The following is a 21597-nucleotide window of genomic DNA, read 5'->3' as shown; positions in this document are numbered from 1 at the left end:
ACCTGCGCCCGCTCCGCGGACGACAACCTCTGCCCCGGCATGACTCCTCATCCTCACGAGAATCCACCCCGTTGCAACAACCACTTGAACCCAAGGTGAGGGATACCGCGACATCGCCGACACCGAGTCGATCAGCCCGAAACCTCGCGAACTGGCCCGGGGTCGACAACACCGGTGATACCTCACAGGCATATTGATGCCTCACAGGTATCACGCCAACAACAGCGACCGACCGGGAGACGAGGGCTCGGGCTGGGGCCGCGGCCAGTGATCGGGACAGACCGGTCAGTCCGCGAGTCGGGAGCGGACCTTGGCAGCGCAGGAGTCCAGCGCCGTCCGCGCGTCCAGCCCCAGGCTCTCGATCGCCACCAACGCCGTGAAGGCGACATCGGCCAACTCCGCCGCCACGTCCTCGCGGGTATGGGTGACGCCCTTGCGCGGATTCTGCCCGAGCAGACCGATCCAGGCGGCCGACGCCTCCCCCGCCTCCTCGGTCAGCTTGAGGATGCGGCAGGTCAGCTCGGTCTGCCCGGTGCCGTTCGCCGCGTCCAACCAACCCCGCGACGCCCGCGCCGCTTCCCAGATCGACTCGTCCACGGCGACCAGTCAACCCGACCGATCCGCAGGGCCGCACAGCCGGGCCGCACAGCCGGGCCGCCCTGACTGGCCGGTCAGCATAGCCATTGACTCTGGTCGACGGCAGTCCTAGGTTCAGGGCGCTACCGGCCGGTAGGCATCCGTCCCGCCTGGTCGCCCCCGGGCGACATCCGTCCGATGGGGAGCACGATGCTGTCCTCACCCTTTCGTACCCTCCGCCGCCTGCTCGCCGCCACCGCGACGCTGACCCTGACGGTCGGGCTGGCTGGCGCGCTGCCGGCCAGCGCCGCCGGCCGCGACCCGGGGGGCAACCAGCCGCTGCCCGGCTACACCATCGAGAATCCGCCGCTGGCACCGCTGGTCGTGGCCGGCAAACCCACGAAGGTACGCCAAGGCGTGCACCGCCACGCCGGATACATCATCGAGGTCCCCGCCCGGTGGAACGGTGACCTGGTGCTGTGGGCGCACGGCTACCGTGGCCAGGGCACGGTGCTCTCGCCGGAGCCGCCCGGCTTCGGGCTGCGCCAGCGGCTGTTGGAGCAGGGGTACGCCTGGGCGTCGTCCTCGTACGACCGCAACGGCTTCGACATCCGCTCCGGCGTGCTGGGCACCAAGGAGCTGGCTGACCACTTCGGACGGACGGTCCGCCGGCCACACCACACCTACCTCGCCGGGGTGTCGATGGGCGGGTACGTCATCGGCCGCTCGCTGGAGCAGTACCCCGGCTACTACGACGGGGCACTGCCCATGTGCGGGGTGCTCGGCGACCAGACGCTGCTCGACTTCTACCTCGACTACAACCTGGTCGCGCAGACCCTCGGCGGGGTGCCCGCCTACCCCACGCCGGCCGACTACCTGACCAACGCCGTGCCCCGGATCCAGGTGGCACTCGGCCTGGCCGGGCTCACCCCCACCGGGCCGGACACCACCACCGACCGGGGCAAGCAGTTGCGGGCGATCACGGTGAACCGTTCGGGCGGGCCGAGGCCCGGCGCGGACGCCGCGTTCGCGGTCTGGAAGGACTTCCTCTTTTCGATCAGCGTGACCAGCGGTGGCGACTCCCCCGCCCAACGGCCCGGTCAGCTCTCCACCAACCTGCTCACCCGCTACAGCCCGAACAGCCCGGTCAACGTCAACGCCACCGTGCCGCGGATCGCCCCGGAGAACGTTCGGCAGCGGCTCCTGCCGACGCTGACCAAGGTGCCGCGGATCGCCGGCCGGCCCACCGCGCCGGTGCTCAGCCTGCACGGCCTCGGTGACCTCTTCGTACCGTTCAGCATGGAGCAGGCGTACGCCACCGACGTTGCCCGGCACGGCCGCAGCAAGCTGGTGGTGCAGCGGGCCATCCGGGCAACGCAGCACTGCGAGTTCAGCCCGGCCGAGGCGGGCGCCGCCTGGGACGACCTGGTGTCCTGGGTACGCACCGGCAAACGCCCGGCCGGCGACACGGTGACCGATCCGGCGGTGGTGGCGCGTCCCGACTACGGCTGTCGGTTCAGCGACCGGGCCGCGTACGCCGCCGGTGTCGGCACCCGCCGTCTGTACGCGGCGTGCTGACCATGAGGCTGACCAAACGGAACCGCCGTCAACGGGTCGGCGAACAGTCGTCACCGGGGCAGCGCAGCGGGCACTGCCGACGGTAGACACATAGACCATGACCAACACCCTCGACCGTCGTACCCTCCTGCGCATGGCCGGCGCGCGTCCGCCGGCACCGCCGTCCTGGCCGGCGCCACCCTCGCCGGCAGCGGCCCCGCCCAAGCAGCCGACGGCGCTTTTCGGCACGGGGTCGCTTCCGGCGATCCTCTGCCGGACGGCGTCCTGCTCTGGACCCGGCTGACCCCGACCGCCGAGGCGCAGCCCGGCTCCGGCGTCGGCCCCGAGGTCGACGTGACCTGGCAGGTCGCTGCCGACCCGGACTTCACCGCGGTGGTGGCCGCCGGGACGCAGCACACCGGTCCGAGCCGGGACCACACGGTGAAGGTGGCGGTGACGGGGTTGGCCCCGGCGACCACCTACTGGTACCGGTTCGGTCATGCCGACGGCTGGTCGCCGGCCGGGCGCACGATGACCGCGCCGCCCGTGGATGCCGAGATCGACCGGCTGCGCCTCGGCGTGGTGTCCTGCGCCAACTGGGAGGCCGGGTTCTTCGCCGCGTACCGGCACCTGGCCGAGCGCGGCGATCTCAACCTGGTGGTGCACCTGGGCGACTACCTCTACGAGTACGGCACCGGGGAGTTCGACGCGGGCGGCACCGTGGTCCGAGCGGTGCGGCCGGCGCACGAGGTGCTCACCCTCGCTGACTACCGGATCCGGCACGCGCTCTACAAGACCGACCCGGACCTGCAGGCGTTGCACGCGGCGCTGCCCTGGGTGATCACCTGGGACGACCACGAGGTGGCCAACGACCAGTGGTCCGGCGGCGCGGAGAACCACACGCCGGGCACCGAGGGGACGTATGCCGACCGGCTGGCGGCGGCCCGGCAGGCGTACCTGGAGTGGATGCCGGTGCGGGCCGGCGTGGACGGCGCGATCTACCGGCGGCTGCGGTTCGGTCGGCTCGCGGAACTGTCCATGCTGGACCTGCGCTCGTACCGCTCACAGCAGACGTCCGGCGCGGCGGTGGACGACCCGGGTCGCACCCTCACCGGGGACGCGCAGATGTCCTGGCTCAAGGCGGGGTTGGCCGAGTCGACTACGCGGTGGAAGCTGGTTGGCAACCCGGTGATGATGGCCCGGGTCGACGTCGGGGCGCTGCCCGCCTGGCTGCTCGGCCCGCTGGGCACCCTGCTTGGCATCCCGCAGAACGGGGCGGTGCTCAACGCCGACCAGTGGGACGGCTACAACGCCGACCGCAACGAGCTGGTCGACCACCTGCGGGCCAGTGGCACCAGCGACGTCGTGTTCCTGACCGGTGACATCCACACCTCCTGGGCCAACGAGGTGACCACTCGCTCCACGGGCCCGTCCAACCCGGCCGCGGCCGAGTTCGTGGTGCCCTCGGTGACGAGCGACAACGTCAACGACTTCCTCGGCCTGCCGGCCGGCAACGCGCTCAGCGCGCTCGGCGCCGGGCTGCTCCGCTCGACGAACCCGCACGTGCGCTGGACGGAGTTGGACGGACACGGCTACGGCGTGCTGGAGGTGACCCGGCAGCGGTGCCGGATGGACTGGTACCACCTGGCGGACCGGACCCGCGCGGCCAGCACCAGCCGCTGGGTTGCCGGCTGGTCGGTGGGTACCGGCTCCGCGAAGCTGCGCAAGGAGGTCGCGCCGCTGGCCTGACCCCAGGCACGACGAAGCCGGCCGGTCCCCTCTCGAGAACCGGCCGGCGTGCGTTGGCGCTGTCGTGTCACCAGAGCTGCTGGACGACGTCCGCAGCCTGCTCCTCCCACTGCGCGTACGCGTACGGGAAGGCGGAGACCTGAACGGTCTGCGCGGCGGCGGTCAGCGGCAGCTCCTGCCAGCCGCCCACGTTCTTCAGCGCGCTGAAGAACGCCGTGGCGGAGTACTCCGGGTCGGTGATCTGCTCGGGCGTGCCCCAACCGGACGACGGGCGCTGCTGGAACAGGCCCTGCGAGTCGTGGTCGTTGGACGCGCCGAGGTGGCCGAGGTTGTACAGCTTCGACTCCTGCAGCGAGGTGGCGATGCCGATCACCGCGCCACGGTCGCCGACGCCGGTCTCCTTGGCCGCGTCGACGATCGCCTTGGCGTTGTCGAGCTGCGCGTCGTCGAGCGGGATGCGCGACTGGGCACCTTCGATGCCGTGCGGGATCAGTTCGTCGCGGCTCGGCTTGCCGGCCGGCGGCTTGCCGGTGGCGGAGCCGGTGGTCAGCCCGGACTCGACGGGCTGCTCCTCCTGGCGTGCCGAGGTGGCGGCGTTGCCGGTGGCGAGGTCGATGGCGGCGACAGCGCCCTGGTGCGGCCCGGAGGTGACCGGGGCTGCCGCGGTGGTCGGTGCGAGCGCCAGGCCGCCGAGGGCGGCAACACCCACAACGCTCAGCGCGGTCTTGCGGTACGAGTCCTTAGCGATGGCGGGGAGCCATCGAGTGAAGTCGACCTTCACGATGGTTGCCCTTTCGATCGTGCGGAGCGCTCCGGGGTGAACACTCCTCGGGAGATGACCGCGGAAAGGGTTTGGGCTCCGGCGGTACGGGGGACACAACCAGGTTCAGGTGTCGGGCATTCCGGAAATGCCGGGGCCCGGGCGAGCTGCGGTCCCGGTCACTCCGCGCACCGGACGGTCGTGACGTGGACGACCCGGACGTGGGCAGGCCGGGCGAAACCGGACGCCCGTGACCTGCGGAACAATCGCGGCATCAGTGGGCGCGCGGTGCGCCGTACCGGACCACGACGTGCCAGAGCTGCTTGAGGTGTTGGAGGGTGACCGCAGCCGGTCCCCGGTCCGCCCAACGGTCCGGCTCGGCGACCACCGAAGCCGCTGCCCGACCGATCAGCGCGGCCTCCACCGGTTCGCCCGGCCGGGCGAACTCGCGGTGCAGCCGAGCTGCCAGCACCGGGATCTCCGGGCCACGGAACGCCGGATCGACCCGATCGACCGGTAGCGCGAAGCCCGGGTGCCACCGCAGCGGGAAGTCGTACCGCCGGGCGATCAGCTCCAGCGTCGCGCCGACCGGGGTGCCGGCGAAGGACGGGTCCACCACCAGCGCCTCGACGTCCCGAGCGAGGTCGAGGGTGCCGTGAATCTGGGCCTCCACGTAGTCGTCCAGCGCCCGACCGGGCGAAGGCGGCGTGGTGGGCACAATCGGCCCGCCCAGCAGGGTCCGTACCAGTGCGCCGACGTCCATCCCGACCCGTCCCAGGCATTCGCCGGTGGCGACGGTGCCGGCCAGGAGCGCGGCGAGCACCGGTTCGAGTACGTCGGCGGTGCCCGTTGTCCGGGGGCCGAGGTGGCTGTCGCCAAGGCAGAAGGTGGCACGGGCCAGCACGGCCGGGCGCAGCCGCAGGTGACAGGAGCCGAAGCGGGGACAGGCGCCGTCCGGATGGTCGAGCAGGTTCAGGCCGCCGTACGTGGGCCGATGCGCCGGTGCCGCCCCGGGGCGCTGGTACGCACCGCCGAACATCCGTCGCTCCCAGCTGTCCCGGTCACCGCCGGGATACGCGCTGAGGCCACCGTTGGAGATCCCGGTGACGAACTGACTGCGGTAGACCCCGTCGGCGGCCAGCGCGGCGGCAACCGTCCGCCCGTCGGCGCACACCCGGTCGGGGTGGAAGTTGACGGTCAGCCGGCCGTACCTGACGACCGCGGCGAGCAGCTCGTCCGGCCGGTGGCCGACGTCGGCCGCGGCCAGCTCGCGAGCGACGGCCGCGAGCGCTGCGGGACGCTCGGCAAACGCCAGCGACCGCACGTACGCCAGTGCCGCCGCCTGCGCCGCAGTGAGAGCAACGGCGGGAGGCCCACCGGGCTCAGTCGTCGCTGTCACGTCCGGTGCCGAAGCCGTCCGCCCCGGTCCGCTCCTCCGGCGTACGCAGCTCCTGGAAGACGGTGATCTGGAGGTCGGCCGGGGCGTCGAGGCGGGAGTTGAGCGACTGCCAGGGCGTACGCGTGGGCGGCGCGATCTCGTTCGCCCCGGCGGCGACCAGGCGGGCGGTGGTCGCGCGGGCGTCGTCCACCTCGAAGGCCACCCGGATGCGGGGCGCGACCTGTCGGCCCACCTCGACCTCGTCGATCATGCGCTTCTGCGCCGGGTTGACGATCTCCAGGGTGGCGCGGCCGGCGTCCAGGATCACCACCCGGGCGTCACCCTCGCCGCTGAACGCCGCCTGCTCAGGCAGGCCGAGCGCGTCGCGGAAGAACGCGACGGCGGCCTCGTAGTCCGCTGCCTCCACCACAAGGCGCAGCTGACGGACGGCGGGCGCGGGCTGCTCGGTCATGCGCGCGATCCTAGCGTCGCGCTCACGAGCCCGATGATCAGCCGACCGGCCTCAGTGGCCCCGCGCCAGCCACTCCTGGAGGTGTGGAGCCTCCGCGCCGATCGTGGTGTCCTCGCCGTGCCCGGTGTGCACGACCGTCTCCGCCGGCAGGGTGAGCAGGCGGGTGCGGATCGACCGGACGATGGTGTCGAAGTCGCTGTACGAGCGGCCGGTGGCGCCCGGCCCGCCGGCGAAGAGCGTGTCGCCGGTGAACACCACGCCCAGCTCCGGCGCGTAGAAGCTGCACGCGCCGGGGCTGTGCCCGGGGGTGTGCAACACCTGCAGCGTGGTGCCGGCCACCTCGATGCTCTGCCCGTCGTGCACCTCGCCGTGCGGCGGCAGGTGGGGGTGGACCATGTCCCAGAGCACCCGGTCGGCGGCGTGCAGCAGCACCGGCGCGCCGGTTGCCTGGGCCAGCTCGGGCGCCACCCGGACGTGGTCGTCGTGCGCGTGGGTGGCCAGGATCGCCCGGACCTTGCGGTCACCCACCAGGGCAAGGATCGCGTCCACGTCATGCGGCGCGTCCAGGATGACGCACTCACGGTCGTCGCCGAGCACCCAGACGTTGTTGTCCACCTCGAACGTCTGCCCGTCGAGGGAGAACGTGCCGGAGGTGACCGCGTGGTCGACCCGGGCGGTCACGGGAACACCACCACCGAACGGAGTACGTCGCCGTGGTGCATCCGGTCGAACGCATTTTCGACCTGGTCCAACGCGATCTCCTCGGTGACGAACGCGTCGAGGTCGAGCCGGCCCTGCAGGTACAGCTCGGTGAGCAGGGGGAAGTCCCGACTGGGCAGGCAGTCGCCGTACCAGCTGGACTTTAGGGCGCCGCCCCGGCCGAAAACGTCCAGCAGTGGCAGCTCGACCTTCATCTGCGGGGTCGGCACGCCCACCAGGACCACCGTGCCGGCCAGGTCCCGGGCGTAGAACGCCTGCTTCCACGTCTCCGGTCGGCCCACCGCGTCGATCACGACGTCGGCGCCGAAGCCGCCGGTGGCGGCGCGGATCGCCTCGACCGGGTCGGTCTCGGAGGCGTTCACGGTGTGCGTGGCGCCGAACCGGCGGGCCCAGTCCAGCTTGCGGCTGTCGGTGTCCACCGCGACGATCGTCGTGGCGCCGGCCAACGCCGCCCCGGCGACCGCCGCATCCCCGACGCCGCCGCAGCCGATCACTGCGACCGAGTCGCCGCGGGTGACGTTGCCGGTGTTCATCGCCGCGCCCAGCCCGGCCATCACCCCGCAGCCGAGCAGGCCCACCGCGGCGGGTCGGGCGGCCGGGTCCACCTTGGTGCACTGTCCGGCGTGCACCAGGGTCTTCTCGGCGAACGCGCCGATGCCCAGCGCCGGGGTGAGCTCGGTGCCGTCGGTGAGGGTCATCCGCTGGCGGGCGTTGTGGGTGTTGAAGCAGTACCAGGGGCGGCCCCGGCGGCAGGCGCGGCAGACCCCGCAGACCGCCCGCCAGTTCAGCACCACGAAGTCGCCGGGGGCGAGGTCGGTGACACCCTCCCCCACCTGCTCGACGATGCCCGCCGCCTCGTGGCCGAGCAGGAACGGGTAGTCGTCGTTGATGCCACCCTCGCGGTAGTGCAGGTCGGTGTGGCAGACCCCACAGGACTGGATCCGGACGATCGCCTCGCCGGGGCCAGGATCGGGCACCACGATGGTGGTGATCTCGACCGGCGCGCCCTTGCTGCGGGAGATGACTCCCCGGACTTCCTGGCTCACTTCGCCTCCTGCTGGTGGTGTGCGGCGGGGGCCGGGTGCCGGGCAGGCGGTTCGCGCCGAGTTCGACGGTGGGCCCCTGGCGAACCTACCGCGACCGCCACGGCCGGCCCAGTCGGCTGGTCGGCGGGTTATCGCGGGTCCCGGCGGGTACGCGGGCCGCAGTCGAGCCACGGCCACCGGGAGTGATCATGAAACTGGCGCATCTGCCGCTGCGGGTCAGCATCGGCGCGTTCGTCCTCAACTCGGGTCTGGGCAAACGGAACCTGGAGGGCGGTGCCGCCGAGGGCCTGCACGGGATGGCGGTCGGGGCTATGCCGCAGCTCGCCCAGTTGGAGCCGGCGCGCTTCGCCAAGCTGCTGTCATACGCCGAGATCTCCCTGGGGGCCGCGCTGCTCGCGCCGTTCGTCCCGGCCACCCTGGCCGGGCTCGGCCTGACCGCGCTCGGCGCGGGCCTGGTGCAGCTGTACCTGAAGACGCCGGGGTTGCGCGAGCCGGGCAGCCTACGCCCGACCCAGCAGGGCACCGGGCTGGCCAAGGACTCCTGGCTGCTCGGTGCCGGGCTGACCCTGGTGCTGGAGGGGTTGACCCACGGCCGGAAGCGCCATTGACCCGACCGTGCCGTGGGCCGGCGCGCCCGACGCCCACCCCCGAGGTCGTTATGGTGTGGGCGACCCGGCGGCCGGCCTGAGGAGTTGCGTTGACCCAACCCCGTTCCGCGCGGCCGTTCTACCAGCCCATGAGGCCCCGTCGCCGGGACGAACCGCACCGCTCCTCGACCCCGCTGGAGCTGTTCTTCGACCTGTGTTTCGTGGTGGCCGTGGCGCAGGCAGCCAGCAACCTGCACCACGACGTCTCCGAGGGCCACCTCGGGCACGCGGTGACCAGCTACGTGATGGTGTTCTTCGCGATCTGGTGGTCGTGGATGAACTTCACCTGGTTCGCCTCGGCCTACGACACCGACGACGACGTCTACCGGATCACCACACTTGTGCAGATCACCGGAGCGTTGATCCTGGCGGCCGGGGTGCCGCGCGCCTTCACCGACGGCGACTTCAGCATCATCACCTACGGGTACGTGGTGATGCGGCTGGCAGCCGTCGTGCAGTGGAGCCGGGCGGCCGCCGGCGACCCGGCGCACCGTGCGGCGGCCCGCCGCTACGCGATCGGCGTCACCGTGGTGCAACTCGGGTGGTTGCTGCGGCTCACCCTGCCCGAGGAGTGGGGCATCGCGTCGTTCGTGCTGTTGGCGTTGGCCGACCTGCTGGTGCCGGCGGTGGCCGAGCGCCCCGGAATGACCCCGTGGCACCCCCGGCACATCACCGAGCGGTACGGGCTGTTCACCCTGATCGTGCTCGGTGAGGCGGTGCTGGCCATCTCGGTGGCGATCCAGACCGGGATCGACGCCGGCAACCACGGCCTCTGGTCGCTCGCGGCGGCCGGCGCGGTGATCGTGTTCGCACTCTGGTGGCTCTACTTCGACCGGTCGGTCGAAGCGCCCGACCAACTGCCGTACTCCCTGATCTGGGGCTACGGCCACTACCTGATCTTCGCTGCGATCGCCGCGGTCGGCGCGGGCCTGGCCGTGGCGGTGGACCACGAGCGGCACATCGGGCACCTCTCCGGGGTGGCGGCCGGCTACGCGGTCGCCGTCCCGGTCGCCGTCTACCTGCTCACCGTCTGGATGCTGCACATCCGCCGCCAGCAGCACGGCGCGGTGGTCGTGGCCTTCCCGGTTGTCGCGCTGCTGGCGCTCCTCGCACCGCTGGGGCCGGTGCCGGTGCATCTGATCGCCCTGCTCCTCTTCGCCCTGGTGACGCTCACCGTGCTGCTACGCCAGCGCGACACCCTGCCGACCCGGGCGCCGGCCGGCACCGATCCGGCCTGACCCGCCGCCACACGATCGGACCGTCACCCGCCGGCCACGTCGCCAGCCGGCGTTGGGGCGGCGGTGGTCGGCGCGGCGGCGGTCGCCGGGCGGTCGACGCCCCGGTTCAGACCGGTGACCAGCAGCCGGTTGTACGAGGCCGGCAGGAGCCGGGCCAGCAGGTCGGGCACCTTCGCCGACCAGCCGATCAGCACCCGCCCCCGACGGCGCTCCACGCCGCGCAGGATCACCTCGGCGGCGCGTTCCGGCGCAATGGTGAGCAGCTTCTCGAACTGCGCCCGGCCGGCCGCGTACTCCTCCAGCGGGACACCGCCGCCCACCCGGGCGTTCTCGGTGATCCGGGTGCGGATCCCGCCGGGGTGCACCGAGGTCACCCCGATGCCGTCGTCGACCAACTCGTGTCGCAGCGCCTCGGTGAAGCCGCGCACCGCGAACTTGCTCGCCGAGTAGGCGGTCTGCCCGGCCGGGGCGATCAGCCCGAACAGGCTCGACACGTTGACCAGGTGCGCACCGGGCTCCGCCTTCAGGTTGGGCAGCAGCGCGTGGGTCAGCTGCACCACGGCCCGGAAGTTGATGTCGATCACCCAGCTGAACTCGTCGTACGTCACCTGGTCGAACCGGCCGCCCAGGCCGACCCCGGCGTTGTTGACGAGCAGCCGGACCCGTGGGTGTCGCTGGCCGATCTCCGCCGCCACCCGGGCGGTGGCCGCCGCGTCGGCGAGGTCCACCAGGTAGGTGTGCAGCTCGCGGTCCGGGTGTTCGGCGCGGATCGCGGCGGTGACCGCATCCAGCCGTTCGGCGTCGCGGTCCAGCAGGACCAGGTCGCTACCCCGATCGGCCAGCGCGTGCGCCAGCGCGGCACCGATGCCGCTGGCCGCACCGGTGACCACAGCCGTTGCGCCAACGAAGGCGAATCTCCGCACGATCGGTGCTCCTATCCTGGTGGGTCCCGGCGACATGGCTGGTAGGGGTCGGGGTGGCGCCGGGACGGACGGGCTCAGCCGGCCCGGGGACGGACGGGCTCGGCGACGGGGCGGGCGTGGGAGAACCGCACGCCCTCGTCGGTGAGCCGGCCGTGCCGCATCAGCAGCACGTCGCGAGCGTAGTTCTGGTACAGCCGCCACGGCGCGGTCGCACCCTGCTTGGGCAGCGCGTCGACGCTGCGCAGCACGTAGCCCGACCGGAGGTCGATGAGCGGCACCCGCTCGTCGTCGGGCGGCGGGAGCGGGGTGACGACCTGCTGGCCGGTGCGGTCCAGGTGGCGCAGCAGCCGGCAGACGTATCCGGCGACCAGATCGGCCTTGAGCGTCCACGAGGCGTTGGTGTAGCCGATGGTCAGCGCGAAGTTCGGTACGCCGGAGAGCATCATGCCCTTGTAGGCGACGGTGCTGGCCAGGTCGACCTCGGTGCCGTCCACGCTGAGCGTCAGGCCACCGAGGGCGAGCACGTTGAGCCCGGTGGCGGTGACCACGATGTCGGCGGGCAACTCGTCGCCGGACGCGAGTCGGACGCCATGGGTGGTGAAGGTGTCGATGGTGTCGGTGACCACCGACGCCCTGCCCTGCTGCAGGACGGTGAACAGGTCGCCGTCGGGCGCCACGCAGAGCCGCTGGTCCCACGGGTCGTAGCGGGGTGCGAAGTGCCGGTCGACGTCGTACCCGACCGGCAGCCGGCCCTTGGCGGCCCGGCGCAGCAGCCGCTTCACCAGCCCGGGCGCACGCCGGCTGAGCTGGAAGTTGGCGGTGGACAGCAGCACGTTCTTCCAGCGCACCACCGGATACGCGGCCTTCGCCGGGAGCCAGCGCCGCAGGGCGTCGGCCAGCACGTCGCGCGACGGCATTGCGATGACGTACGTGGGTGAGCGCTGGAGCATGGTCACGTGGGCGGCCCGCTCGGCCATGGCCGGCACCAGGGTGACCGCCGTGGCGCCGCTGCCGATCACCACCACCCGTTTGCCGGTGTGGTCGAGGTCGTCCGGCCAGTGCTGCGGGTGCACCAGCCGGCCGGCGTACGCCTCGACGCCAGGCAGGGGTGGGGTGTAGCCCTCGTCGTAGCGGTAGTAGCCGGCACAGGCGAAGAGGAACGAGCAGGTCAGCACGGTGGTTTCGGCGGTGTCGGTGCACTGGGCGTGCACCGTCCAGCGGGCGGTGGGGCTGTCCCACTCGGCGCGCAGCGCCCGGTGCTGGAAGCGGATGTGCCGCTGCACGTCGTACTCCCGGGCGGTCTCCCGGACGTACTCGCGGATGGCCGCGCCGTCGGCGATGGCCTTGGGATCGGTCCACGGCTTGAAGGAGTAGCCGAGCGTGAACATGTCCGAGTCGGACCGGATACCCGGGTAGCGGAACAGGTCCCAGGTGCCGCCGACGGCGTCGCGTGCCTCCAGCACCGCGTACGTCTTGTCGGGGCAGTCGCGGCGCAGGTGGCAGGCGGCGCCGATGCCGGACAGGCCGGCGCCGATGATGAGCACGTCGACGTGGTCGGAGGGCATCGCGTTCCTCCATCCGGGGCGGTGGACGGACCATATCCACCGTCATCGACAGCCGTCAACACCCTGTCGAGTGTCCTCGACAGAGTGTTGAGTACGGGTAGCATCAGCGGCCATGACGACCGCCCGTACCGGCGCCGGGAGGGCGACTCCGCGCGGTCGCCGCGCCGCCCGCTCCACCGGCGACGACCGGGAGATGGCGATCCTGGCCACCGCCGAGCAGCTGCTGGAACAGCGGGCGTTCGGTGACATCTCGATCGACGATCTGGCCCGGGGCGCGGGCATCTCCCGGCCGACGTTCTACTTCTACTTCCCGTCCAAGGACGCGGTGCTGCTGACCCTGCTGGACCGGGTCACCGAAGAGGCCGACGCGGCCGCCGGAGACGTGCTGGTCCGGCTCGCCGAGGACCCCCGGGCCCGGTGGCGCGAGCTGATCCACCGGTTCCACGAGACGTTCGGCGCGCACCGCGCGCTGGTGCTCGCCTGCGCGCAGGTCCGTGGCACGAACGCCGAGGTACGCCGGCTCTGGGCGGCGGTGCTGGAGCGCTGGGTTCAGGCGATCGAGGCGGCCGTCGTGGCGGAACGACGACGTGGCGCGGCCCCGGACGGGTTGCCCGCTCGGGACCTCGCCATCGCGCTCAACTCGATGAACGAGCGCGTCTGGTACGCCACCTTCGCCGGCGACGGACCGGCGGTCGCCGAGCAGGACGTGGTGGACGTGCTGCTCGACCTGTGGCTGGCCGGCATCTACCGGGACACCACTCCCCCACCGTCGACCTGATCTACTCCGCCGACTTGGCGAACGTCATGATCCAGTTGGTTTCCCAGGTGCGCTCGCCGTCGGTGGAGAACGCCTGCTCCCAGCGGGCGGTGGTCGCGGTGATCTCCGACCAGATGAACCGGCACCGGACCGGAAGCCCCTCATGCTGGTCGTCGGCGTAGAAGCGGCCGACCCCGTCGACGAAGCGGCCCACCATCGGCGGCTGCTCCAACTCGCCGCGATCGCTGTTCATCCAGTAGATCGACCATTCCTGGCGCGCCGGGTCGAAGATCCTTATCGTGGCGCCGGCCGTGCCCTTGGTCGGGAAGGTGATCTCGTCGAAGTGGCCGCCGCCGCCGAAGAAGCCGTGGGCGACCGACAACCCCGGAAACTCCTCCCACTCGTCGGAGCCGACCAGCCGCTTGCGCAGCCGTCGGTTGACCACGTTCCAGGTGCCCACAAAGAAGTCGAAGTCGCCCATCAGCGGCCCACCGGCCCTTCCGCTCGCGTGTCCTGCAGATAACCGGTCAGATCGGGGCTCTCCGGCACCAGCATGTGCCGGACCCAGGCGGCCCGCTCGTGCTCCAGCACCGCCAACTCCCAGACGCAGCCCACCGCAGGGCGGCGCAGTTCGACGAAGTGTGCCGGATCCTGGTCGGGGCAGTCCAGTGCCGGCTGCCCTGCCGCCGCGGTGCGGATCTCCACCGCGTTGTCCCACACCCAGGTGTACGCCAGCAGGTACGCGCCGGTGTCCCCGCCCCGGTGCAGCACCACCCACCCGGCGCCCGGGGTGCCGTCGTCCGCCAGGTCGGCCAGCAGCGCGGGCAGCAGGTCGTACGCGGCCTTCTCCACCTCCGGCTCGATCGGCTGCTCCGGCTGGTCGATGTGGTACCGCTTGAACTGCCGACCGTTCACCATGACCGGTCCCGGCGTTCGAAGTTCCTTGTCGCGAAATGCCATGCCGGGACGGTAGAACGACTCCCCTGACAGCTAGTGTCAGTGAAGTGCGAGCCAGTCGACTTCTCTCCGTCCTGCTGCTGCTCCAGTCGCACGGCCGGCTGACCGCCGCGCAGCTCGCCGAGCGGCTGGCCGTCTCCCCGCGCACGATCTACCGGGACGTGGAGTCGCTGCACGCCGCCGGCATCCCGCTGTACGGGGAAGCCGGGCACGCCGGCGGCTACCAGCTGGTCGACGGCTGGCGGACCCGGTTGACCGGGCTGACCGCCGAGGAGGCCGACCGGCTCTTCCTGGCCGGGCTGCCCGGGCCGGCCGACGAGCTGGGCTACGGCGACGTGGTGGCCGCGCTGCAACTCAAGCTGCACGCCGCGTTGCCGGCGCCGCTGCGCGACCGGGCCACCCAGCTCCAGCAACGCTTCCACCTGGACACGCCCGGCTGGTACGCCGACGGCGACGCCTCCCCCGAGCTGGCCCGCACGGCCGAGGCGGTCTGGCGGCAGCACCGCATCGAGGTGCGCTACCGCAGCTGGAGCGGCGAGGTGACCCGGGTGCTGGAGCCGTACGGCCTGGTGCTCAAGGGCGGCCGGTGGTACGTGGTGGCCGACCGGCCCGGCCGTGGCGCACCGGCGACGTACCGGGTCAACCAGATCCTCGCGCTGACCCCGCTGGCCGAGGAGTTCGACCGGCCCGACGACTTCGACCTGCCGGCCTGGTGGCGGGCGCACGTGGTGCAGTTCCGCGCCCGGCTGCACCGCGACGAGGCCACCGTGCGGCTCTCCCCGGCCGGCCGGGCGCGACTACGCGAGATCGGCAGCGACCCGGTGGTGGCCGCGGTGGACGCCAGCGCCGGGCCGCCCGACGCGCAGGGCTGGGTGACCGCCGCGCTGCCGATCGAGTCGCTCACCCACGCCCACGGTGACCTGCTGCGCCTCGGCGCAGACGTGGAGGTGTTGACCCCGGTCGCGCTGCGCGAGCAGCTGGCCGCCACGGCGGCCGGACTGGCCGCCCTGTACGCCCCCGCCGAGCAGCCGGTCCGCTGACCGCACGCCCCACCCGGCCAATCTTCTCCACAGTGGAAGATCCGAGGGGCATCGACTCTCGGCATGGTGTGCCACCCTGGGACGGGTCACCAGCGGTCACCGGAGGTGAGGGTCACGCTACGGCTACGCGCACTGGTCGCCGTCCCCGGCACCGGGCCGGTGACTCTCGACGTCCCGGCCGGCACGACGGCCGCCCTGGTGGCGCCACCCCGGGTCGGCACGGCCGTGGCCCGGGTGCTGGCCGGGCTCGCCGCCCCGGTCACCGGGCGGATCATGGTCGGCGACCGGGACGTCACCGCCCTACCGCCGCCGCGCCGGCAGATCGGGTACGTGCCCGCCGGCGGCGCGCTGCTGCCACAGCTCACCGTGCGCCGCAACATCGAGTACGGCCAACGCAAGCGCGAACGGGTGCACGAGGTGGCCGACGACTGGACGGCCATCGTGGTGGACCGGCTCGAGTTGGCGCCGACGCTGGCCCTGCTGCCGCACCTGCTCTCCGACGCCCAGCGGTTCCGGGTGGCGCTGGCCCGGGCGGCGGTCTGCCTGCCCGAGGTGCTCGTCATCGACCTCCCGGCCGATCCGGCCGGCGGCAGCCGCCTCGGTGACCTGCTGCCCCGACTGTCCCCACCGGACGCACCGGGGGTGGCCGTGCTGGTGTGCACCGCCGATGCGGCCACCCTGGCCGAGATCCCGCGCCGGCACGAGCTGGTCACCGAGCCCGAGGGGATGCTCCGGTGACGCCGGCCGTCCGGGCCACCCGGCGTACGCTGCTGCGCGCCGCCGCGGCCGGCGCCGCGGCGACCGCGGCCGGCTGCACCGGCGGCACCCGGTCGGTGCAGGTGGCGGTGGTGTGGAGCGGCAGCGAGCTGGACCGGTTCCGCGAGGTCGTCGCGGGCTACCCCGATCCGGTGCACGTGGTCAGCGCCGGCAACGACATCGACGCGTTCCTGCGCGCCCGGCACCTCGCCGGCACCAGCCCGGATGTGGCGATCCTGTCCCGTCCCGGCCTGGTCACCGAGTACGCCCTGCGGGACTGGCTGAGCCCGGTGCGCGCGTCGCCCGAGTACGCGGTGCCCACCGGGCTGAGCGACCTGCTGGTGACCGAGGAGCAGCGCTACGGCGTCTGGGTGAAGGCGGCGCACAAGTCGCTGATCTGGCACCTGCCGTCGGAGCTGCGCACGCCGCCACGCACCTGGGACGAGCTCGTCGCGCTGACCCGCCAGCTCGGCGCGATCGCCCGACGCGGGTCCGGTCCGGCGCCACTGGCGATCGGCGCGGCGGACGGTTGGGTGCTCACCGACTGGTTCGAGAACGTGCTGGCCGACCTGGCACCCAACAGCTACGACGCCCTCACCCGGCGGGACGCCGACTGGCAGGGCCGACCGGTGCGCGACGCCCTGGACCGGCTCGCCGAGCTCTGGAGCATCGATGGCGCGTTTCCCGGTGGCGGGCGCCGCGCCCTGCTCACCCAGTACGAGGAGTCGGTGATCCAGGTGGTTCACTCCCACCGGGCGGTGATGGTCTTCGAGGCCGACTTCACCGCCGAGGTGGTCGGCACGTTCCGGCGCGGCTCGGAGGAGCCGGCGACCATCCGGTTCCCGAGCGCCCGGCCGAGCGGCACCGGCCCACTGATCGTCGGCGGGGACGTGGCGGTGGCGTTCGCCGGCGGCCAGGGCGGGGTGGAGCTGGTCGAGTGGCTCACCCGGGCCGACTCGTTCCGGCCCTGGCTACGCGCCGGCGGCTACCTGTCACCCAACACCAGGATCCCTCTGGACGACTACGCCGACCCGGTCCGCCGCAGGCTCGCCGAGGAGATGCGCGCCCCCGGCACCCTGCGCTTCGACCTCTCCGACCAGCTGCCCGGCCCGTTCACCGGCTCCGACGGGGTGGGCATCTGGCGGATCATGCAGGACTTCTTCGCCGACGTCACCGACGGCGTGCCCGCCGCCGAGGCGGTCCGTCGGGCCACCGGGCAACTCGCCGCGGCGGCGCGCAGCGCGGGCGGCGGCCGATGACCCAGGTCCGGGTACTCGGCGAGTTGGCGGTGCTCGACGACGTCGGGCCGCCCCGCCGTGGCCGGGCCTACCCGGCGGCCGGGGCGACCTCAGCGCTGCTGCTGCCCGCCATGGTGCTGCTCGGCGGGCTGGTGGTGTGGCCGGTGCTGCGCACCCTGCACGCCAGCGTCACCACCAACGGTCACTGGGTCGGCGCGGCACATTTCCGCACCGCGCTCGCCGCGCCGGGTACCGGCGCGGTGGTCGGCCGTACGGTGCTCTGGGCGGTGCTGGTGCCGGCGGTCGTGACGGCGCTGGGCTACCTGCTCGCCGCCGCGTCCCGCCGCTCCCAGGAGGGCGGGCTGGTCCGCCTGATCCTGCTGGTGCCGGTGGCGTTGCCGCTGGTCGTCACCGGGGTGACCTTCCGCCTGATGTACGACCCCGACCCGACCCGGGGCCTGGCCACGCTGGTCGCGGCGCGGGTGACCGGCCGGTCCGCCGAGGACGCCCCGCAGTTGCTCGGGCCGGGCCTGGTCACGGTGGCGCTGATGTCGGCGTTCGTCTGGGCCTGGGTCGGCCTGGCCGTGCTGGTCTTCCGGGCCGCGCTGGACGCGGTGCCGCCGAGCCTGGCCGACGCGGTCCGCGCCTACGGCGGCGGTCGACGCCATGTGTTGTGGGACGCGCAGTGGCGACCGTTGCTGCTGCGTACCGTCGCGGTGGTCTTCGCGCTGGTGGCGGTGGGGACCAGCCGCACCTTCGACCTGATCCTGGTGATGACCCCCGGCTCGGTGCGCGACGAGGCCGCCGTGCTCGCACTGCGGGTCTGGCAGACCTCGGGCGGCACCACCACCGGCGAGGGCGCCGCACTCGGTGTGGTGTGGCTGGTGGCGGTCGTCGGCGGGATCCTCGTGGCGGCGCTGTTCGTCCGGCAGGCGTGGCCACCGCCGCGCGCCGAGACGCCGCCGGAACCGGACCGGGCGCCCCCGCCCCGGCGGGTGTTCCGGCTGCTGGCGGCGGGTGCCGCGGTGGCCTGGCTGGTGCCGCTGGCGGTGCTGGTCGCCACCTCGATGCACGGGCGGGTGGACGCCGCGGCGCGCGGCTGGTGGGCGGCCGCGCCGGGGGTTGCCTCCTACCGTGACCTGGTCGCCAACACCGAGCTGTGGCGGACGCTGGCCTTCACGCTGCTGCTGGCCACCGTGGTGACCGCCACGGTGCTGGTGGTCGCGCTGCTGGCCGCGTACCCGCTGGCCTGGCTGACCGGGCCGGCCGCGCAGGCCACCGGGCTGCTGCTGCTGGCGGCCAGTGTCGTGCCGATCCAGGTCATCGCCGGGCCGGTCAACGAGGTGCTGGGCCTGGTGCTGTCCTCCGGCACCGCCCGCGGGCTGGCCCTGGTGCACGTGGCGCTCGGCGTGCCGTTCGCGGTGCTGGTGCTGCGCAACGCGTTCGCCGACCTGCCGTCCGAGCAGGTGCGCGGCGCCCGGCTGGGTGGGCGGCGCTGGTGGGGCACCCTGCGCCGGCTCGCCCGGCACAACCTGCCCGCGATGGTGGCGGTCTCCGTGCTGGAGTTCGTCCAGGTCTGGAACGACCTGGTGGTGGGCCTGCTGTTCAGCGGGCCGGAGGCGGCGCCGCTGGGGCTCTTCCTGGCCGGGCAGACCCGCGGCTTCGTGAGCAACAGCGGGTTGCTGGCCGCCAGTTCGGTGCTCGCCTCGGTGCTGCCGGTGATGCTGGTGGTGCTCGCCCGGCGGAAGCTCGTCGCCGGGCTGGTCTCCGGGGGCGTCCGGTGACCGGCCCCACGGGCGCCGGCCGGGGGCCGCGCTGGCCGGTGCTGATCGCGGTCGGCACGCTGGTCAGTGGCGTGCTCGGCAACCTGGCCAGCAACCTGCTCTCCGAGTTGGCGGCCAGCGTGCTCGGGCCGGCCAGCATCGTGCTGGTGGTCAGCGGCGGGGTCGGCTTCGTGGTGTTCGAGATGCGCCGGCGCCGAGCCGGTCGGGAGGTGAGCCAGGAGCCCACCGACGTCGTCGACGCACCGGCCACCGGTGCGTCGACGCTGCCCTATCCGGCCGGCTTCACCGGCCGCGCCGAGCACGTCGAGGCGGTGCTCGGGCTGCTCAGCCGGGAGCACGCGGTGGCCGTGCTGGGCCGGCGGGGGGTGGGCGCCTCCGCCTGCGCCGTGCAGGCGGCGAACCTGTGCCGGGCGGACTTCCCGGACGGGCAGTACTACCTCGACCTGCGCCGCGGCGGTCGGCTCCGCTCCGCCCGGCAGGTGCTCACCGCGCTGGCCGGCGTCCTGGGCACCACACCGCCGACCTCGGGCCGGCCGGACGCCCTCACGCTCGCCGCCGACGCGCTGCGCCGCCAGCTCGACGATCGCAAGATCCTGCTCGTGCTGGACAACGTCGACCGTCCCGAGCAGGTCCGACCGCTGCTGCCGCCCACCTCGCGGACCTGTCGGCTGCTGCTCGCCGGCGGCCCGGCGCTGAGCGGGCTGGAGGGCGTGGTCGCCCACTGGATCGCCGAGCCGGGCCCGGCCGAGGCGGTGGAGCTGTTCGCCGCCGCCGGTGGGGCGGCACCGGCCGCCCGGGTCCGCCGCGCCGACCCGCGTACCGACCCGGCGGTCCGCGAGATCGTCGAGCTGTGCGGGCAGCAGCCGCGCACGGTCCGGGCGCTCGGCTACCGCACCGCGCAGCACGGCTGGCGGCACGCCGACGTGCTGGACGTGCTGCGCCGCGCGGTGCAGACGCCGCCGCACCAGCGGGTCAGCATCTCGCCGGCGGCCCGGCTGGTCACCGAGCGGGACACCGCGTACCGGGCGTTGACCCGCGAGGCACGTCGCCTGTACCGGCTGATGTCGCTGGCACCCGCGCCGGTGGACCGGCCGGCCATCGCCGCGTTGGCCGGTCGGCACCCGGAGCGGGTGACCGCGCTGCTCGACCAACTGGCCGCCGCGGCGTTCGTGGTCGGCGCTCCCGGCGACCGGTACGAGATCCGGCCGCTGCTCGCCGGCAACGCCCGGCTGCACCTGCGGGACGCCGATCCGGCCGGGGCTCGGGTCGCCGCGCAGGCCCGGCTGACCCGGCACCTGGCGCGCCGGGCCGAGCGGCACGCGGCCAACCTGGCCGTGCTCGGCTCCCCACCGGACCGGGAGTGGTCACTGCCGCTGGACGACGACCCGTATGGCTGGTTCGACCTGCACCAGGAGCTGCTGCTGGCGGTGGTCCGGGTGCCGGCCGGCGCCGCCGAGACGCTGCCCCGCCGGGTACGCCGGTGGTGGTTCCGGCTGGCCGTGGCGCTGTGCGGGTGGCTGGCGCACGTCGAGCGGCTGGACGAGTGGGAGCAGGTGTGCCGCACCGTGCTGGCCACCCCGACCGCCGACGACCGACCGGAGATCGCCGGGTGGGCGCACAACGAGCTGGGGGTGCTGCGCCGACGCCGACACGACCCGCAGGGCGCCGCCGCGGCGCTCACCCTCGCGGTGGCCGAGCGCGGCCGGCGGGGCACCGCCCAGGCCCGGATGAACCTCGGCCTGGCGCTGCTCGACCTGGGGCAGCTCGACGACGCTGTGGAACACCTGGAACTGTCCCGCCGGCACCGCTCGGGAGCGGACCGGGCCGGGCTCGCGCTCACCGACCTGGGCCTCGGCGCGGCGCAGCTGGCCCGGGGGGACCTGGACAGCGCGCACCACCACCTCGTGCGGGCGGCGAACACCTTCCGGTCGGTGGGTGACGCTCGCGGCTACGCCGCGGCGCTGACCAACCTGGTGCTGGTGCACGCCGCCCTTGGCGAGCACCTGGACGCCGCGCAGGCGTGGCGCGCGGCGCTGCGCGAGTACGAGTCGGTCAGCGACCCGACCAGCCGGGCGGCGGCGCTGCTCAACGCCGGGGCGACGCTGCTGACCGCCGCGCCCGGGCAGGCCCGGGCGGCGTACGAGCTGCTGGCCGAGGGCCGGCGGCTACGCGAGGAGAGCCGGCCCACCCTCGGGCTGGCCCGGACCCTGCTGTACCTGGGAGACGCCGCCGCCGAGCTGGGCGACCGGGCCGAGGCGCGGCAGCACTGGGCGGACGCGGCGGCAGTGGCCGAGGAGGTCGACGACGCCGAAGGGCTGGCCGCCGCCGACAGCCGGCTGGAGGACGGCACGGACCTGTCGCCGGCTGACCCGTGACCACCTGGCCGGCGTGATGTCGATCGCTCGCGTTGGGCGGTTGAACGGGTCTGCGAGAG

The 21597-nt window shown here is 73.4% G+C and carries 19 protein-coding genes and 1 pseudogene; 10 read left to right on the top strand and 10 right to left on the bottom strand.

Annotation, left to right across the window (positions count from 1 at the left end):
- Positions 1 to 285: 285 nt before the first annotated feature.
- Positions 286 to 597 carry a MazG-like family protein gene (locus ABZV00_RS30475; RefSeq protein WP_328417219.1) on the bottom strand — a complete coding sequence of 104 codons (312 nt, stop codon included), beginning with the start codon at positions 595 to 597 and terminating at the stop codon, positions 286 to 288.
- Positions 598 to 786: 189 nt separating this feature from the next.
- On the opposite strand from ABZV00_RS30475, the gene ABZV00_RS30470 reads away from it, so the two are divergent.
- On the top strand, positions 787 to 2154 hold the full coding sequence (locus ABZV00_RS30470; protein WP_355612511.1) for a hypothetical protein: 1368 nt from the start codon (positions 787 to 789) through the stop codon (positions 2152 to 2154).
- 97 nt (positions 2155 to 2251) lie between these two features.
- Positions 2252 to 3882 (top strand): annotated as a pseudogene (locus tag ABZV00_RS30465) (alkaline phosphatase D family protein).
- Between the two features lie 67 nt (positions 3883 to 3949).
- On the opposite strand, the gene ABZV00_RS30460 reads toward ABZV00_RS30465, so the two are convergent.
- The 5 genes from ABZV00_RS30460 to ABZV00_RS30440 all read right to left on the bottom strand — a co-directional run bounded on the left by ABZV00_RS30460 (position 3950) and on the right by ABZV00_RS30440 (position 8258).
- Positions 3950 to 4663, bottom strand: a complete 714-nt coding sequence (locus ABZV00_RS30460; protein WP_355612508.1) for a hypothetical protein — start codon at positions 4661 to 4663, stop codon at positions 3950 to 3952.
- Between the two features lie 253 nt (positions 4664 to 4916).
- Positions 4917 to 6041, bottom strand: a complete 1125-nt coding sequence (locus ABZV00_RS30455) for a DUF3626 domain-containing protein (RefSeq protein WP_355612505.1) — start codon at positions 6039 to 6041, stop codon at positions 4917 to 4919.
- A complete protein-coding gene (locus ABZV00_RS30450; protein WP_355612502.1) occupies positions 6025 to 6492 on the bottom strand; it encodes a VOC family protein in 468 nt (155 codons plus the stop codon). The genes ABZV00_RS30455 and ABZV00_RS30450 overlap by 17 nt, the downstream gene beginning before the upstream one ends.
- A gap of 51 nt (positions 6493 to 6543) precedes the next feature.
- On the bottom strand, positions 6544 to 7173 hold the full coding sequence (locus tag ABZV00_RS30445) for an MBL fold metallo-hydrolase (protein ID WP_355612499.1): 630 nt from the start codon (positions 7171 to 7173) through the stop codon (positions 6544 to 6546).
- Positions 7170 to 8258 carry an S-(hydroxymethyl)mycothiol dehydrogenase gene (locus ABZV00_RS30440; protein WP_355612496.1) on the bottom strand — a complete coding sequence of 363 codons (1089 nt, stop codon included), beginning with the start codon at positions 8256 to 8258 and terminating at the stop codon, positions 7170 to 7172. The genes ABZV00_RS30445 and ABZV00_RS30440 overlap by 4 nt, the downstream gene beginning before the upstream one ends.
- 188 nt (positions 8259 to 8446) lie before the next feature.
- Between ABZV00_RS30440 and ABZV00_RS30435 the strand changes: the two genes are divergently transcribed.
- Positions 8447 to 8866 carry a hypothetical protein gene (locus ABZV00_RS30435; protein WP_355612493.1) on the top strand — a complete coding sequence of 140 codons (420 nt, stop codon included), beginning with the start codon at positions 8447 to 8449 and terminating at the stop codon, positions 8864 to 8866.
- A gap of 89 nt (positions 8867 to 8955) precedes the next feature.
- On the top strand, positions 8956 to 10143 hold the full coding sequence (locus ABZV00_RS30430; RefSeq protein WP_355612490.1) for a low temperature requirement protein A: 1188 nt from the start codon (positions 8956 to 8958) through the stop codon (positions 10141 to 10143).
- Between the two features lie 23 nt (positions 10144 to 10166).
- Here the strand turns inward: ABZV00_RS30430 and ABZV00_RS30425 are convergent, their stop codons facing one another.
- Together ABZV00_RS30425 and ABZV00_RS30420 are read right to left on the bottom strand one after the other, a co-directional pair.
- Complete coding sequence (locus ABZV00_RS30425) at positions 10167 to 11066, bottom strand: SDR family oxidoreductase (protein ID WP_355612487.1); 900 nt, start codon at positions 11064 to 11066, stop codon at positions 10167 to 10169.
- Between the two features lie 74 nt (positions 11067 to 11140).
- Complete coding sequence (locus ABZV00_RS30420; RefSeq protein ID WP_355612484.1) at positions 11141 to 12631, bottom strand: NAD(P)/FAD-dependent oxidoreductase; 1491 nt, start codon at positions 12629 to 12631, stop codon at positions 11141 to 11143.
- A gap of 112 nt (positions 12632 to 12743) precedes the next feature.
- On the opposite strand from ABZV00_RS30420, the gene ABZV00_RS30415 reads away from it, so the two are divergent.
- Positions 12744 to 13409, top strand: a complete 666-nt coding sequence (locus ABZV00_RS30415; RefSeq protein WP_355612481.1) for a TetR/AcrR family transcriptional regulator — start codon at positions 12744 to 12746, stop codon at positions 13407 to 13409.
- A 1-nt stretch (position 13410) separates the two neighbouring features.
- Here the strand turns inward: ABZV00_RS30415 and ABZV00_RS30410 are convergent, their stop codons facing one another.
- The gene (locus tag ABZV00_RS30410; RefSeq protein WP_328417245.1) at positions 13411 to 13869 is read right to left on the bottom strand and encodes a hypothetical protein; all 459 of its coding nucleotides are present in this window, start codon (positions 13867 to 13869) and stop codon (positions 13411 to 13413) included.
- Positions 13869 to 14348, bottom strand: a complete 480-nt coding sequence (locus ABZV00_RS30405) for a hypothetical protein (RefSeq protein WP_355612478.1) — start codon at positions 14346 to 14348, stop codon at positions 13869 to 13871. The genes ABZV00_RS30410 and ABZV00_RS30405 overlap by 1 nt, the downstream gene beginning before the upstream one ends.
- A 44-nt stretch (positions 14349 to 14392) precedes the next feature.
- Here ABZV00_RS30405 and ABZV00_RS30400 point away from each other — a divergent pair, with 44 nt between their 5' ends.
- The 5 genes from ABZV00_RS30400 to ABZV00_RS30380 all read left to right on the top strand — a co-directional run bounded on the left by ABZV00_RS30400 (position 14393) and on the right by ABZV00_RS30380 (position 21538).
- A complete protein-coding gene (locus ABZV00_RS30400) occupies positions 14393 to 15385 on the top strand; it encodes a WYL domain-containing protein (RefSeq protein WP_328417249.1) in 993 nt (330 codons plus the stop codon).
- Positions 15386 to 15490: 105 nt separating this feature from the next.
- Complete coding sequence (locus ABZV00_RS30395; RefSeq protein WP_328417251.1) at positions 15491 to 16123, top strand: ATP-binding cassette domain-containing protein; 633 nt, start codon at positions 15491 to 15493, stop codon at positions 16121 to 16123.
- Positions 16120 to 17400, top strand: a complete 1281-nt coding sequence (locus tag ABZV00_RS30390; RefSeq protein ID WP_355612474.1) for a hypothetical protein — start codon at positions 16120 to 16122, stop codon at positions 17398 to 17400. Before ABZV00_RS30395 ends, ABZV00_RS30390 begins: the two co-directional genes overlap by 4 nt.
- Positions 17397 to 19163 (top strand): hypothetical protein, encoded by a 1767-nt coding sequence (locus tag ABZV00_RS30385; RefSeq protein WP_328417255.1) that lies wholly within the window; start codon positions 17397 to 17399, stop codon positions 19161 to 19163. The genes ABZV00_RS30390 and ABZV00_RS30385 overlap by 4 nt, the downstream gene beginning before the upstream one ends.
- Entirely contained in the window at positions 19160 to 21538 is a 2379-nt protein-coding gene (locus ABZV00_RS30380) for a tetratricopeptide repeat protein (protein WP_355612471.1), read from the top strand. Before ABZV00_RS30385 ends, ABZV00_RS30380 begins: the two co-directional genes overlap by 4 nt.
- Positions 21539 to 21597 lie beyond the last annotated feature (59 nt).

It is taken from the genome of Micromonospora sp. NPDC005173, assembly GCF_040608515.1.
In the GTDB taxonomy this organism is placed as follows: domain Bacteria; phylum Actinomycetota; class Actinomycetes; order Mycobacteriales; family Micromonosporaceae; genus Micromonospora.
Note: the sequence above shows the minus strand (reverse complement) of the source record. Positions and strands in the feature narration are given on the sequence as shown.